The organism is Vibrio sp. R12-SW3-ISO1 (assembly GCF_059834005.1).
Genome location: NZ_JCBDGK010000047.1, coordinates 152312 through 168327, shown reverse-complemented (window position 1 = coordinate 168327; position 16016 = coordinate 152312). Strand labels below are relative to the sequence as shown.

Genomic DNA, 16016 nt, shown 5'->3' with positions numbered 1-16016 from the left:
GACATTGGATGTGACGACACGATATGGATGCGGTTAAAAAGGTCTACCAGTATGCAGAGCCCAATCTCTCCCTTGTTGGGTGGATGGGGGCGATTGGTTTTCCTCTCTACTATCTGATTTGGCAATACATTTATCCTCAGCCTTATGAAGATCTGTTGCTGAGAAGTGTCTGCTCCGTGATGTTGCTCGTACTCGCTTTGCGCGAGTTTCTTCCGGCCACATTGCAGCGCTATATGCCCTATTACTATTTAGGCTGCGTGGCGGTCTGTCTACCGTTTTTCTTCTCCTACATGCTGTTTAAGAACCACTGGTCAACGGTGTGGGCGATGTCGTTCATGGCCTCGATCTTTTTGCATGTCTTACTGGTGCACGAAACAAGGGTCATGTTGGCCCAAGCGTTTGTCGCTGTCGGCTTTGCCTATTTGTTCGCCGGCGACTTGAACATGGTTAACTACAACCCCGCACCGGATGTGGTTTGGCCATACACTCCCATCTTTTTGTTCACTTATGTCTTTGGCAACCTGTTCTATTTTCGCAATCAGGTTGAACATGAAGCGAAAGTGGCGATTGCGAAGTCGTTTGGCGCCGGGATTGCTCATGAGATGCGTAATCCGCTCAGTGCCCTGAAAGCCTCAGTGGATGTAGTGAACTCCTCTTTACCGGATGTCAGTCATCAAGATGAAGAGGTCAAGATGTCAAAACAGAATGTTCAAGTTATCAAAGAGATCCTGAACAACGCAGACGTCATCATCAATAACGGCAATGAAGCGATCGATCTTTTGCTCACTTCCATTGATCAAAATCGTGTCTCTCGCTCTACCTTTGTGCGCCACAGCGCTGCAGAAGTGGTAGAGGACACACTAGAGAGTTTCTCTTACCCTGGCGTGCACTCCAAAAATCTCGTCTCGCTCCATATTGAGCATGATTTTGACTACTTTGGTAGTGACGTATTGCTCAAGTATGCCTTGTATAACCTATTGAAAAACGCCTTTTATTATCAAAATAGCGAAGATTTTTCGATCACCGTGACGCTCGCGGTTCATCACGATGTCAACACCATTACCGTGAGAGACACCGGGGTCGGGATAGAGCCGAAGAAGCTTCAGCATATTTTTAAAGACTTTTACACCTCAGGGAAGAGCTCCAGTCATGGGCTAGGCTTGCCGTTTTGTAAACGGGTAATGCACTCCTTTGGTGGCAGTATCAGTTGTCAATCTGAGTATGGTGAATGGACGGAATTCACGCTGTTTTTCCCTAACTACGTCTCTGAGCAAGTCAGTCATATCAAACACGATTTGATGAAAGACAAAGCGATTGTCTACATCGGCGAAGACGCTAAAATCATGCGCAAACTGAACGAGGACGCCTTCTACTCCGGTTTCAAAATGATCCGATGGTCGTACAGCGAAGCCAGCGCGCGTGAAGAGTTCGAATTTGAGTACGATCTGATTTTCGTCGATCTGGATGGTTTAAACGAGGCGCAGTTTAAGCACTTGGAATCCAAGTTGCACTTTACCGAAGCCAAACTGGTGTATCTGTTTGAACCTAATCGCGTCTATCATGATGCGTTTAATCGCTACCTCACCTTTTATCCTCTTGAAAAGCAGCGGGTGATCTCAGAGGGCATCGCGCTCATCGATGAAGTGATTTTTGATTCAAGAGAAGGGAATCGCAACCTCATTCCTCGCAAGCGACCTACGGCAGCGAAGCGGATTATGATTGCTGATGACAATAGTTCGCTACGCTCGCTCACCGCGATTTTGTTGAGCAAACAAGGTTATCAAGTCATTGAAGCGCAAGACGGTAATGATGTGTTGGAGAAACTCGACCAAGAGCCGGTTGATTTGGTCATCATGGATATTGAAATGCCCAAGTTAGATGGCTTTGATACCACGCAGAAGATTCGTCACTCTCAGCAGTCTTACGCCAATGTGCCGATCGTCGGCCATACAGGTGATAATCGTAAAGAAACCATGGCGCGCATAAAAGAGGTGGGTATGAATGACTACCTCATTAAACCGGCCGATAAAGAACACTTATTTGATAAAATATCTGAGTACCTGTAAGAATAAAAATAGGGCGAATTTATCGCCCTATTTTTTATCCGAAATGACACCTTTCCTTGTTTAATTTGAATAAATACTGTTTAGATAAAACGTAAATTTTGATCGTGAAATGCCGATTCAGCCACTAACGCAATTTTGTGCAACTCCTCTGCTGTTAATGCACTGTGCAGCGACAAACGCAAAATATTTTTATTGTCGGGCGTTGCTGGCGTACAGAATACCGATCCGAACACGCCACGTTGCTCAAAATAATCACGAACTTTGCGGGTATTGGTCTTATCTCCGGTTTCTAAGCCGATGATCTGTGATTCGCTACGAATATCAAATCCGACATCTGCCAGCGCTCGGCGCATCCAGGCCGCATTTTGATGCAACTGTTTACGCGCTGGATCACTTGCCTTGATCACCGCGAGGGTTGCATCGATCCTGTCGAGTTCACACGCCATCATCGCCGAACTAAATATCGATGGGAACGAGACATAGGGCATCACTTCTCCCGTGTCGTTGTTACACCAAACGGCTCCAGCGCGGTAGGCAAAGGTTTTGGCAAGGCTGGCAGTGAGAAAGTCAACCTGCTGCGTTAAACCGAGTGAAGCCACCAACCCTGCGCCTTTCGGGCCATGTGTACCCAATGAATGGGATTCATCGACAACAATGGCGCAACCCAGACTTTTCGCGGTCTCAACCAGTTCTGTAAGTGGGGCAATGGTGCCAAGGGTGCTGTAAATGGAGTCTATCAGGACGATGCCTGGACCGTGTCGTTTGATTAAGCGCTTAAGGTGTCTCACATTGTTGTGCATGAAAGGATGGATATCAGCACCGGCTATTCTCGCGCCCTCCCAAAGCGACATATGGGCGAAAAAGTCGATATAGACCTTGGTATCTGAATCACATAGGGTCTGTAATAGACCGATATTCGCGATCCAGCCAGAAGGGGCGATGGTGCAGTGTTCAAAACCGGTATAATCCGCCATTCTCTGCTGCACCGTTTTGTCGAGGGCATCACTATGAAGAAAGACGTTCGACATAAACGCACTCTCTTGCCCTTGTCTGAGAGAATTGATTTGCGCGTCAATAATCTTAGGGTGATTGGCGAGTGATAAATAATCGTTGGATTGGAGAAGAATATCTCCTTGTTTAGGCTTCTTACCCAACACTAAATTACGACCATTATCTTTTGTTTTAATTAGGTCATCAACATAGTGCGAAATGCGTGCATTAACGAACGTCGGAAGTGGCGAACACTTATCAAGTGTAAACATAATCATATCCTTTTCTCAAAACAAGTGAATGGCCAGCTGACAAGGATATGTATGAACCTAATAGATTATTCCGTCTAGTAAAATAGTTTGTTTTTTGAGCGTATTAGCAAACAAAAAAAGTGTGTAATGACTATTAATTAATATTTATTACCCTTTTGGGGTCTAACTCATGCAAAATCATCAAACGCTAGCGTATCTCAGTCTCTATATTTAGGTGACGCTTGAGGGTAAATTCAAGATTGTGAGGTGTGATTGCGATCCAGTTCTGGCCAATACATCTTGATGTAGCCAATGCAAACCCAAATCACCAATACGGTCGCAATGGTGAGCTCAAACAGACCAAAGTTATGCAGCCAGTGCCAGTGTGGGTGAGCCTGTTCAAAGAATGACGTTAAGCGGTGCATAGCGATGGCGCTGATAACCGAAGGAAAAGTCACCGCAGCAATGGATGGTTGGAACTTGAGCCTGAGTAAACGGATGTAGCACAGGTAGATAAGCAGGGTCATGGTGATGGCAATCCCCGCTAGCGCGCCGGTTAGGATCGGGTCTGGCTCGCTGAAATTGACCAAATAGGTGGCTAAGGTGAGGTTGATAGGCGCAGCCATAATTGCCAAGGTGGGCCTGGCTCGGCGCGGTAACATCCCCTCGAACACTAGGCGATAGAGCACGAGCGGCAGCATAAAAAAGTAGATGGTGATACAGATGGCAACAATCGTTTCAGAAAACAGCGTTAAACCAAATTGGGAACCTGCGAGAGAACTGCTGATCACGCCAACAGGATAGAGAAACCAACTCGGCACAATGTTGGACATTTTAAAGTTGCGCAGTTGAAAGCCAAAGAACAGCACCATCATGGTTAAGTGCAGCATTAACGCCGCAAACCAAAGCGGGTAGGCGATAATAGGCGAGATGATCGCCAGATAGTCACACAAGATCAGTAAAGCCATACTCATCGGTGCCATCAGACTGCCACTGAGAGGGTGGCGAATGTCATTCATGAAGGTATGGTAGTTCGAATACTTGATCAGAACGGGAGTCAGCAGCAGTGCGCCGGCAAACGCAAAATAGGGCCTAAGTATGTCACCAACGTCGGGCATATAGAGTGCCCATGCTTGCCCAAGGCCTATCATGCCAAGTGCCAAAGAAGACTGAGAAGGAGGGACGTTGTGAAATTGTGTTAGGCGTTTCCAGTTCACCGGATTTCCGTTTCTATTGTGCGTGAGTATTGCGGATTGATTGAGGGCGAATGGTATCAAGCCAAACGGTTGCCAAGCAAGTGTTGACGAACGTTAGCGTGATTTCGCCGCACAAGTGGTCATTATACCTGTGGTTAGCGTTAGCCCAATCGATAATCGTGCAAAGTTGAATTGCACTTTTGTGAGAAAAGTCCAACTTTTAATCGATACACGAGAAAATAGTGCCGCAGAAAACTTGCGAACTGGCCGAAATCGACCATAGTTAAAGTGTAAGGCAAATGACCCGACCCGCATGGAGGAAAATACCGCCTTACCTACAATTTGGATGGATTCAACAAGTCAATTCAGTAGCCTCGTTTTTAGATCTCGAAGCAGACATAGACTTCAAGATTCGCAGACTCACGATTGAGTAACGAGGGATAGGGCGCACAACCAAGTGCGCCTTTTGTCGTTTAGGAACCCGTTAAACGAATGTTCTCGTCAATGGCGATATGGTAACGCAAGTGCGCCAATTTGTGACCACTGTGCTTGTGTAACCCTCCCCAAAAAACTGGTCACTATCTTTTTTCACTAAATGTTCTCTCTTGCGAATCATTTTTTAATCCGCGTATACAAACGGGGGTTTTTACTTGCTTTGGGTTTTGGCGGCAGTTTAAGGACGCCTTTTTGCAAAATCAGGTTGTTGGGGTAGGTGATGATGTGGCCCTTTTCGTGTTTGATGTGAACGTGAAAAGTGGTGATGTCGACAATCACTCCGGTGACGTCCTCATCTTTATCGATCACTTTGACCAAATCGCCGACGCGGTATGGGAAGACAAAGAAAATCAAAAAGCTGGCAGTGACGTTACTGAGTATCGACCACTGAGCAAACAAGGCGACGCCGAGCACAGCGAAAATCGACGAGAGAAACAGCGAGACATCGCCATATCCAATCCCTGAGGCAATCAAAAACAGCGAAATAAACACAAAGTAGAGGGCAATGTTCAAGCCGCGAATGATAAAAAAGGTGCGATTATTTTTCGCCTGCTTTTTACGCGCCATGGCGTGAATGGTTTTCACTAGGATGTGTTTGATGAGCTTTAAGGCGATGAATAGAAGGAAGGCGAACAGAAGTTTACCAAGAAGCGATTCAGAGACGTTGAAGCCGAAAATTTGCATAGTGTCAGTAATGTCGTTGGGTTAAGCCGTGAGCACAGTGGAGCCATGATGTGGTAATCCGGTCTCCTTGTCTAGCGATACTGGTTTGGCTCACAAACGCTGAATAAATAGAGCAGAGTGGAAGTTCAAGGTTGCCATCACTGAGCGCGGTGTAACCATGCGCTCAGTGATGGGCAAAAGCGGTGATTCTCAGTGAGAGATCACGACTCGTTGTCGGGTTTAATGAAGGTGCCGTAAATATCACTGCGGCGATGTTTGAGGTTGGTGACCGAACCTTCGGTGTTAAGCTGCTTAAGCTTGGTCAAATCGACATCGGCAAAGATGATCATTTCGGTGTTGGCGCTCGCTTCGGTTAAGGTCGCGTCGTGAGGGAAATAGATGTCAGAAGGCGAGAAGACCGCAGACTGAGCATATTGAATATCGACATTATCGACCCTTGGCAAGTTGCCGACACTGCCGCCAATGGCGACATAACATTCGTTTTCAATCGCTCGAGCTTGAGAGCAGATCCGCACTCGCTGGTAGCCGTTTTTGGTGTCGGTCCAGAAAGGCACAAAGATGATTTGCACGCCTTGTTCGGCCATCATTCGGCCCAGCTCTGGGAATTCACTGTCATAGCAGATCAAAATGCCGACTCGACCCGCATCGGTGTCGAACACTTTCACATTGTCGCCACCATCAATCACCCAGTCTTTTTGCTCGTGCGGGGTGATGTGGATTTTGTATTGCGCGTCAATGTCGCCATCACGGTGCAACAGATAGGAGACATTGTAGAGCTGATCGTCTTCCACCACTGGTACACTGCCGGCAATGATATTGATGTTGTACGTGACGGCCATTTGTGAGAAGCGGTTTTTGATCTCTTCACTGAAACTGGCGAGAAAACGAATCGCTTCGACGGAGTTTTGCCCAGTCTGCAAGCCCATTAACGGGGCATTAAAAAACTCTGGGAACAGCGCGAAGTCCGCTTTGTAGTTAGAGAGAGAGCTGACAAAGTATTCGGCTTGGTCCATCAAATCGTCGAGATCGCGCATGGCGCGCATTTGCCACTGAATCACGCCGATGCGGACTAAGGTTTTTTCAATGTCGTGAACAGAGATGATGTCCTCTTCATAGAAGAAGTTGTCCCACTCAAGCAGGGTAGCGTAGCCTTTCGATGCGTCATCTTCAGGCAGATAATTACGCATCAAGCGCTTTACATCAAAATCGTTGGCCAGCTGGAAAGAGAGAATCGGGTCGTGCAGTTTGCGACGTTTGACCTGATCGATGTACTCGGGCACGGTCATTTTGTCGGCGTATTTGTGATAGTTGGGGATGCGTCCCCCCGCCAAAATCGCCTTGAAGTTTTTATTTCGGCACAGTTCTTTGCGCGCGTCATAGAGGCGGCGTCCTAAACGTAGGCCTCGATAATCTGGGTGGACAAATACATCCAGCCCGTACATGGCATCACCCGAGGACTGGTTTTGAATCACGTTTTGCTCGGTAATGATGTCTGTGTAGGTGTGCGGCAGAGAGAAGCGGTTGTAATCGACTTTGATCGTCAGCGCGGCGCCAACAATTTTATCGTTATCGACAATACAGATTTGCCCATCAGGAAATTGGTGGATCAGGTCCATGATGGTCATTCGTGGCCATGCGCCACCCACATCGGGAAAGACGAGGTCCATCAGCTCTGCAAGCTGAGGATAATCACCCGATTCAATTGTACGTAAAGAGAGTCTTGGAGTAGTGCTATCCATTTAATCATGTCCTTGTTACCACAACGAAATCAGCATGCCACAAGCGCGAGTTAACATAAACATAACTGATGCAAAAAGTCCCTTTAACGTTTTGAAATAAGTCACATAAAAAATATGGTTATTGCGGCATGCTGAATCGGTATCCCAGTTGAAGTCCCGATGTATTTGCCCTTAGGTGGTCCTATGCAGAGCGTTATTCGAAAACTCACATGGAAGACGATTCGGCGGTAATCCCGCCCACACTCCCACGCCGATGACCCCACTCTAGGGGATATGACCACGTACAGAAGCTAGGAGGCGTTATGCCACTTAATAAGATACGCAATATTGCATTTGTCGGTCAGGCAGGTAGCGGTAAAACCACGCTGATCGAAAAACTGCTCTTCACCTGCGATGCCACCACACATCTTGGCAGCGTTGAAAAAGGCGATACTGTCACTGATTTCGACGCTCAATCGATCCAATATCAACACAGCATTGAAGCGACCCCTGTTACCCTCAGTTGGCAGCAGCACAGACTCAATATTATCGACACCCCAGGACAAGCAGAGCTGCTTGGGCGCACATTCAGTGTCTACCCTGCGGTTGAAACCACGGCGCTAGTGATTGACCCGCAGATGCCCATCAACCAAACCGCTGACCGTCTCTACGCCTTTGCTAAGGCGCAGAAAAAATGTCAGATGATCATCATCAACAAGCTGGATAATCATGGTGATAGGCTTGAGCAAGTGATGGAGATGATAATCGAACATTTCGGTGATTACTGTTTGCCGATTAACCTGCCTTCCCGTGATGGTAAGACAGTCGTCGATTGCTATTTTGAGCCCAACTATGAACAATCAACACTGCTTACCGATGTCGAAGCGGCGCACGAAACCTTGATTGATCAAGTGATCGAAGTCGATGAAGAGCTGATGGAACTCTACCTTGAGCAAGGTTCAGAGTTGACGGCGGGTCAACTGCATGACCCTTTTGAAGAGGCATTGCGCACCGGGCACGTTATCCCGATCTGTTTTGTTTCTGCCCAAACCGGAGCGGGTGTGGAATTGCTGCTGCGTACGCTCAGTGAAATTATGCCCATGCCAAACGAAGGTAACCCGCCGCTGCTCGTCAAACAAGGTAAGCAAGTACGCGTCGATTGTGAGACCTTGTCACACAGCGTGGCACATGTCTACAAAGTCAGCGTTGACCCTTATATGGGAAAACTGGCCTACTTACGAGTGTTCCAAGGTGAAATTAATGCTGGGAGCCAACTCTTTGTAGGCGATGGTAATAAACCGTTCAAAGTTGGGCATCTTTACCAACTGCAAGGTAAAGAGCGGCGCGAGATTTCAAAAGCGTTAGCGGGGGATTTCTGCGTGCTCGCGAAAGTCGATGAGCTGGAGTTTGATGCGATTGTTCATGACTCTCATGATGAAGATGGCGTGAGCCTAAAAACGCTCGATTTCCCTGATTCGATGTACTCACTGTGCCTTAAACCGACTAAGCGTGGCGATGAGCAAAAACTGGGTGATGTACTGAGTAAAATCGCCAGTGAAGATCCCTCGCTGCGAATTGAGCACCGCGCGCGCACCAATGAGACCATCATCAGTGGTCAAGGCGAGTTCCACCTTAAAGTTGCGCTGGAGAAAATGGAGAGCGTTTACAAGCTACAAGTGGAAACCAGTCAACCTAGCGTTGAGTACTTTGAAACCATCACCAAGCCAGCGCAAGGCCATTACCGCCACAAAAAACAGAGTGGTGGCGCGGGGCAATTTGGTGAGGTGAGTTTGTCGGTTAGACCGCTGCCGCGCGGCGCGGGCTTTACCTTTGTCAATAAAGTGGTCGGCGGCGCGATTCCCACCTCGCTGATCCCTGCGGTTGAAAAGGGTATCCGCCAAGCGCTAGAAGAGGGTGCGATTTCAGGCAATCCTATTCGTGATATCGAAGTGACTGTGCACGATGGAAAATATCACTCGGTGGACTCCAAAGAGATCGCGTTTGTCATCGCAGGGAAAAAGGCGTTTCTTGATGCGGTCAATCAAGCGGATCCGATTGTGCTTGAGCCTATCGTCCAGATGGAGTTGCAAATTCCTACTCAAAACGTCGGCGATGTGTCGGGTGACCTGTCGGGTAATCGCGGTTTGATTGAGGGGACGGTGCCAATTGACGGTAACTTCACGCGCTTGCAAGCCAAGTCACCGGTTAATGAGCTGCAAGATTACGCGCGCCGTCTCCGCGCCCTCACCGGAGGCGAAGGCAGCTTTAGCATGACGCTCAGCCACTATGAGCCAGCGCCGGTTCAAGTGCAGCAGCAGGTATGCCAATCGTCGAACGCCTAAATGGGTGGAGTTTAAGTTGAAACGAGCGCCAACCTGAGTTGGCGCTTTTTTTGATTCTGAAGTTTTGGTTCTGAAGTGAATGCGGTTACCGACAAGCCCTTGGGTTGGCTAGGCGTGATTACTCACACGGCACATCGAAAATCAGCGCTTCCACGCTGGTGGGGTGGAGTATGTCTTGTGGATCCACATGGAACTTACGCGACATCATGGTATTGAACATGCGCCAGTGATTGAGTAAACACTGCTGATAATCACTGGTTTCATCTGCCCAAGTTTCTTTCATAAATGGGGTCAGGCTAGCGGCGCCGTGGGCAAACATCATCATCAGCCACTTCATTTCCAAAATCTTAATGGGTGCCTCAGGGTGCGCTTGGTTGTACTCGGTTTCGAGCGATTTGACGATGTTCTCAATTTCACCACTGTTATCGATAAAGTAATCAAACAGCGCATCTTCTTGGCGCACGGCGTCTGCGATCAGTTGGATCGGTTGCTTGAAGTGCAACATATTTGCCAACAAGTGGACCGCAAAACGATAGAGCTGCACATTCGGCGGTGCCCCTTCGGGCATGTTGTCCAAGATGGCACGCATGTACTTTTCCATGTAACGGTGCAGGCCGTCGCTGATGGCGTACCAAATTTGTTCTTTGCTGCCGAAATGATGGCGGATCAGGCTATGAGACACGCCAGCTTTTTCACTGATATTACGTAGCGACACGCGTTCGTACCCCAGCTCGCAAAACAGCTCAGTGGCGATGTTCATGATTTCACATTTGGTTTGCTCAGCGTCTTGTGCGCTGCGTCTACCTTGTTTTCTTTCTGTCATCGTTTTCTTTCATACATCTGCAACAGTGCAGTTTTACCAGATCTTAGTTCAACTTTCATTAAGCGGCGTGACAAACCGAGACACTATAACAAATTTTATATTGTACGTGTGGAAAATAAATATTGATCCCGCCAATAAAACTCATATACTGCACGGGTGTGTAATAAATCGTGATGTGATAGTAATGGATACATCGATACAGTCTATGCCTACCTTGGCAAAGCTCGCGCTTGTCGCTGCGGTGAGTTCGTGGATAGCCGGGTGCAATCCCGCTAATTCAGAGGTCACCAACCCCGTGGTCAAACCCGTCAAACTGTTGGAAGTGCCTGATTTGGACAAAAAGCGTTTTGACTCGTTTATTGCCAATATTGATGCCACTGACCGCGCAGAGTTGTCCTTTCAAGTGGCCGGTGAAATTGACACCTTGGCAGTACGTATGGGCAGTGAAGTGAAAAAAGGTCAGGTATTGGCCGAGCTTGATGACACCGATTACCAATTGGCCTACGACGCGAAACTGGCCCAATACCAGTTGGCGAAAACCGCTTACTTGCGCGCCAAACAATTGCACGAGAAAAAGCTCATCAGTGTGGATACGTTTGATCAAAGTGAGACAGAATACAAAGCCGCCTCCGCCGCCCTTGAGCAGGCAAAGACGGACCTTGAATACACGAAGATCGTCGCCCCTTTTGATGGGGTGGTGTCCCTTACGTTCAGCAAAGAGAATCAAGTGGTTGCGGCGAACCAAGTGGTCCTCAATGTCATCAATAACGATGTGCTGGATGTGGTGTTCACCATTCCTGTGAGCTACGCCGAGCGCTATGGTTTGTCTCATATTGGTTCTTCTGACTTTGCGTTAGTGATGGATAGTCACCGTGACGTGATGATTCCTGCCCAATTCAAAGAGATTTCGACCGAGCCAGACAGCGACACCAACAGTTACCGCGCAAGCCTGACATTCACTCGCCCTGAAACGCTTAATTTGCTGCCGGGGATGACGGGTCAGGTGAAACTGCACAACGCGCAGTTGCAAGGTCAGTTTGCTATTGATGACAGGGCCTGGGTGAGCCGCGATCAGCATCATGGTGAGTTATATCGTTTTGATGACCAAACCCAAACGCTGGAAATCGTGCAAGTGGTGGTGGATGCGCAAGGCCATATTACCTCGGGTCTTAACCAAGGAGACTTGATTGTGCAAGCCGGAGTGGAACGCTTGATGCCCGGCCAACAAGTCAAAGCGTGGACCAAAGAGGGAGGTATCTGATGAAGTTTTCTCATCTTTCATTGTTGGTGATGGCGGCCAGTCTGACGGCAGCATGCACGCCAGACAATGCGCATCGTCCCCGCCATGATCTGTTGGTTGAAACATACGAAGTGAACCACTCCGTTGAGAGTCAATTTCGCAATTTCAATGGCCAAGTGATGCCCGCAGAACTGACACCACTCTCTTTTCGTTTAGATGGCGAAATCAGTGCCATGTTGGTGAAAGAGGGTGACAGTGTCACTAAAGGTCAGGTGGTTGCGCTGCTCGATGATTCGAAAGCGAAGCAAGCCTTGATTGATGCTCAAGTTCGCTACGAATTGGCGCTTAAACAGCAAAAACGGGGTGAGAACCTGCGCCAAGAGAACATGATTTCGAGCGCGGAGCTTGATCAATTGAGCGCCAACTTACAATTGGCGCAGGCAAACTTGGGCTTGGCAAAGGCACAAATGCACTATACACGCTTGAAAGCGCCGTTTGATGGTGTGATTGCGTCGGTTGAGAAGAAGAAATTTGAAAATGCCACACCGGGCGAGTCTGTGGTGTCACTGTATCAGTCGGATAATGTCTACGTGAAAATCGAAGTGTCCGATTCTGTGCTCGCCATGCTAAATCCGACCGTGAACGCTAAGCAATATCAACCTGTCGCGACCTTTTCTGGCTTAAGTGGCAGTTATCCGATGCGTTATCTTGAGCACACCAGTGAGCTCCACCCGCAAACACAAACTTACCAATTATGGCTCAGCATGCCCGCGTTGGATCAGCGGTTACTTCCGGGCACCAGCGCCAAAATTTCCGTCGATTTGGTCAAAGCGGGTTTGAGTCAAATCAACGCGTACCAAGTACCGATGACGGCCATTGATGCCGGGCGCGATCAGCAAGCCTTTTATGTCTGGAAACTTGAAGATGGCAAGGCGCATCGCTACGCCATCAATGTGGACCAAATTACAGGACAAGGCGCGCTGGTGGCCAGTGGTATTAAGCAAGGCGATGTATTAATCAACTCCAACCTACGCAAATTACGAGAAGGCATGGACATTTCAGGAGCGCAGCTGTGAGTATTGCCGAATATTCAATCAAGAACAAAGTGATCAGTTGGTTGTTCCTGATCATTTTAGCCGTGGGTGGCTACACCTCTTTCATGGATTTAGGCCGCTTGGAAGACCCGGCTTTTACTATTAAAGACGCCATGATTATCTCCACCTATCCGGGCGCGACCTCACAAGAAGTCGAAGAGGAGCTGACGTATCCGCTGGAGAAAGAGATTCGTCAACTGCCGTATATTGATAAAATCACCTCGACCTCGTCCAATGGCATGTCACAAATCACCGTGAGCATGGAAATGGAATACGGACCGGATGAATTACCGCAAATCTGGGATGAAATGCGTCGCAAGATCAATGATTTAAAACCCAATCTGCCCAGTGGCGTCACTTCTGTTCAGATCATTGATGATTTTGGTGATGTCTACGGCGTCATGTTGATGTTGACCGGTCAGGATTACGACTACATCGAACTGAAACGTTACGCCGATTATTTACGTCGCGAACTGGAGTTGGTGCCTGGGGTGGGCAAAGTCGCGATCAGTGGTGATCAGCAAGAGCAACTGTTTGTTGAGATCTCTTTGGAGCGATTGGCGGCATTGAATCTTGATTTGAACTCCGTGGTGAGCTTGCTCGATCAGCAAAACAGCGTGCAATCGGCGGGCGAAATCATGGTCAATGGTCAAGTGCTGACCATTCGACCGAACGGTTCATTGACCTCTGAACAAGAACTGCAAGATTTGATCATTCATGGCCGAGATACGGGGAATCTGATTCGTCTCAAGGATGTCGCGACCATCAGTCGTGGTATTGAGGAGAAACCGACCAATGTGCTGACCTTCAATGGTGAACCAGCGATCAACCTAGCCATCTCTTTTGGCGCGGGCGTCAATGTTGTCGAAGTAGGCAAAGCCTTGCAGGCGGAGTTGTCAGCGCTTGAAAGCATCAAACCTGCGGGTGTGGATATCCAGTATTTCTACAATCAAGCGGCGGAAGTAGAAAAGTCCGTCGATGACTTTATTGTCAGCTTAGGCCAAGCCGTGGCGATTGTGATCGTGGTACTGCTGTTTGCGATGGGGCTGCGTAGCGGGTTGATTATTGGCGCTGTGCTGCTGCTGACCGTGTTCGGCACCTTCATTATGATGAAGCAAAATGACGTCGAGTTGCACCGAATTTCGCTAGGGGCGCTGATCATTGCGCTCGGTATGCTGGTGGACAACGCTATCGTGGTGGTTGAGGGGATTTTGGTCGGTCTCAAGCGCGGTAAATCTAAGCTTGAGGCGGCCACCGACATTGTCAAACAAACCCAGTGGCCATTGCTTGGTGCGACGGTCATTGCGATTACCGCGTTTGCTCCGATTGGATTGTCCGAAGATGCAACCGGCGAGTTTATGGGTTCTCTATTTTGGGTACTCTGCTATTCGCTGTTCTTAAGTTGGGTGACGGCCTTGACCCTCACGCCATTCTTGGCTGACTTGCTGCTCAAAGAAGCGCCGCAAAATGAAGACAAGGACGCAGACCCATACCAAGGGATATTGTTTGCCATCTTTGGTGCGAGCCTTAAATTCGCCCTGCGTTTTCGTTGGTTGACTGTCGCCAGCATGATTGGTCTGTTGGTGGTCGCGGTCGGAGGCTTTGGCCTGGTTAAACAGCAGTTTTTCCCACCGTCCAACACGCCGATGTTTTACGTCGATATGTGGATGCCGGAAGGCACCGACATTCGTGAAACCTTGCAAGAGACGCAGAAAGTTGAGCAGTTTATTCGCTCAAAAGAGAACGTCGAGTTTGTCTCGACCACGACGGGCCAAGGCTTGCAACGTTTCGCGTTGACCTACCAGCCTGAGAAAAGCTATGAAGCGTATTCTCAGCTGCAAGTGCGCACCCACGATCGCGAGTCGATGTTCACCTTGTTGGAAGAGTTAGATCAGACTCTGGCAGTGAGTTTCAACAAGCCGACATTCCAGTTTAAGCTGATGGAATTTGGCCCATCGCCGGCGTCAAAAATTGAAGCGCGTATTACGGGCCCAGATCCTCAAGTATTGCGTGATATTGCGCTGCAAGTGGAAGACGTACTGCTCCAAGATGAAGGGGCACGAAATGTGCGTCATGATTGGCGTGAACGCTCCAAGCAGTTGGTGCCGCAGTTCAACGAATCGAAGGCGCGCCGATTAGGTATCTCGAAACAAGACCTTTCCGATACGTTGCAAATGGCATTTGGCGGCAAAACCATCGGCCTATTGCGGGATGGCACGCATATGCTGCCGATCTTGGCTCGTTTGCCCGAGCAAGAGCGCATTGATTTTGAATCGCTAGCCAATGTCAAAATATACAGCCCCACGTTGCAAACTTACGTGCCTGTGGAGCAGGTGATTGACGGTGTCGCACTGGATTGGCAAGAGCCGCTCATCCAGCGTCGAGACAGAAAACGCACTTTGACCGTACTCGCCGATCACGATGTGTTGGGTCATGAAACTCCGGCGAGCCTGTTTGCCCGCGTACAACCGAAAGTGGAAGCACTGCCGTTGCCACAGGGCTATGAGATCTCTTGGGGCGGCGAATATGAGTCATCAAAAGATGCCCAGCAGGCACTGTTTGGTTCGTTGCCGATGGGCTACTTATTGATGTTTATCATCACTATGCTGCTGTTTAATTCGCTGCGTAAGCCATTGGTGATCTGGTTTACCGTGCCGCTTTCGATTATCGGGGTGTCGATTGGCTTACTGGCGACGGATATGCCGTTCAGTTTCACCGCGTTTCTTGGGTTACTGAGTTTGAGTGGCATGATTTTGAAAAACGGCATTGTGTTGCTCGACCAAATCAACATAGAACTGTCAGCAGGCAAAGATCCTTATCAAGCGGTGTTTGACAGTGCCATTTCCCGTGTGCGCCCGGTCAGTATGGCGGCATTAACCACCATTCTTGGCATGATTCCACTGGTGTTTGACGCCTTCTTTGGCTCAATGGCTATCACCATTATGGCAGGGCTTGGCTTTGCGACGGTACTCACGTTAATTGTAGTACCGGTACTTTTTGCCCTCTTATATCGAATTAAACCATCCACTGCCGGATAGTGAACCATACCTTGATTCGATAGTTAGGCAGCCCGGGGTTAAGCCGGGCTTTTTTACGCACTTAGAATGGGTTGGCCTG

10 protein-coding genes are annotated in these 16016 nt (G+C 48.6%); 5 read left to right on the top strand and 5 right to left on the bottom strand.

Features of this window, described 5'->3' with window-relative positions; translation table 11 throughout:
- Window positions 1-23 precede the first annotated feature (23 nt).
- Window positions 24-2066 (top strand): ATP-binding response regulator, encoded by a 2043-nt coding sequence (locus AC6R0R_RS14980; protein WP_500627264.1) that lies wholly within the window; start codon window positions 24-26, stop codon window positions 2064-2066.
- Between the two features lie 80 nt (window positions 2067-2146).
- On the opposite strand, the gene cqsA is transcribed toward AC6R0R_RS14980, so the two are convergent.
- The 4 genes from cqsA to AC6R0R_RS14960 all read right to left on the bottom strand — a co-directional run bounded on the left by cqsA (window position 2147) and on the right by AC6R0R_RS14960 (window position 7421).
- Window positions 2147-3328 carry an alpha-hydroxyketone-type quorum-sensing autoinducer synthase gene (gene cqsA / locus AC6R0R_RS14975; protein ID WP_500627263.1) on the bottom strand — a complete coding sequence of 394 codons (1182 nt, stop codon included), beginning with the start codon at window positions 3326-3328 and terminating at the stop codon, window positions 2147-2149.
- Window positions 3329-3561: 233 nt separating this feature from the next.
- Window positions 3562-4524 (bottom strand): TDT family transporter, encoded by a 963-nt coding sequence (locus tag AC6R0R_RS14970; protein WP_500627262.1) that lies wholly within the window; start codon window positions 4522-4524, stop codon window positions 3562-3564.
- Between the two features lie 591 nt (window positions 4525-5115).
- Window positions 5116-5682: a mechanosensitive ion channel domain-containing protein gene (locus AC6R0R_RS14965; protein ID WP_500627261.1), complete on the bottom strand. Its 567-nt coding sequence runs from the start codon at window positions 5680-5682 to the stop codon at window positions 5116-5118.
- Window positions 5683-5882: 200 nt separating this feature from the next.
- A complete protein-coding gene (locus AC6R0R_RS14960) occupies window positions 5883-7421 on the bottom strand; it encodes a GNAT family N-acetyltransferase (RefSeq protein ID WP_487901412.1) in 1539 nt (512 codons plus the stop codon).
- A gap of 302 nt (window positions 7422-7723) precedes the next feature.
- On the opposite strand from AC6R0R_RS14960, the gene fusA reads away from it, so the two are divergent.
- Window positions 7724-9742: an elongation factor G gene (gene fusA / locus AC6R0R_RS14955; RefSeq protein WP_500627260.1), complete on the top strand. Its 2019-nt coding sequence runs from the start codon at window positions 7724-7726 to the stop codon at window positions 9740-9742.
- Window positions 9743-9860: 118 nt separating this feature from the next.
- Here the strand turns inward: fusA and AC6R0R_RS14950 are convergent, their stop codons facing one another.
- Window positions 9861-10565, bottom strand: a complete 705-nt coding sequence (locus tag AC6R0R_RS14950) for a TetR/AcrR family transcriptional regulator (RefSeq protein WP_487901414.1) — start codon at window positions 10563-10565, stop codon at window positions 9861-9863.
- Between the two features lie 184 nt (window positions 10566-10749).
- On the opposite strand from AC6R0R_RS14950, the gene AC6R0R_RS14945 reads away from it, so the two are divergent.
- The 3 genes from AC6R0R_RS14945 to AC6R0R_RS14935 are packed head-to-tail and all read left to right on the top strand — an operon-like array spanning window position 10750 to window position 15937.
- Window positions 10750-11826: an efflux RND transporter periplasmic adaptor subunit gene (locus AC6R0R_RS14945; RefSeq protein ID WP_500627259.1), complete on the top strand. Its 1077-nt coding sequence runs from the start codon at window positions 10750-10752 to the stop codon at window positions 11824-11826.
- Entirely contained in the window at window positions 11826-12881 is a 1056-nt protein-coding gene (locus AC6R0R_RS14940) for an efflux RND transporter periplasmic adaptor subunit (RefSeq protein ID WP_500627258.1), read from the top strand. Before AC6R0R_RS14945 ends, AC6R0R_RS14940 begins: the two co-directional genes overlap by 1 nt.
- Window positions 12878-15937 (top strand): efflux RND transporter permease subunit, encoded by a 3060-nt coding sequence (locus AC6R0R_RS14935; RefSeq protein ID WP_500627257.1) that lies wholly within the window; start codon window positions 12878-12880, stop codon window positions 15935-15937. The genes AC6R0R_RS14940 and AC6R0R_RS14935 overlap by 4 nt, the downstream gene beginning before the upstream one ends.
- Window positions 15938-16016: the final 79 nt, after the last annotated feature.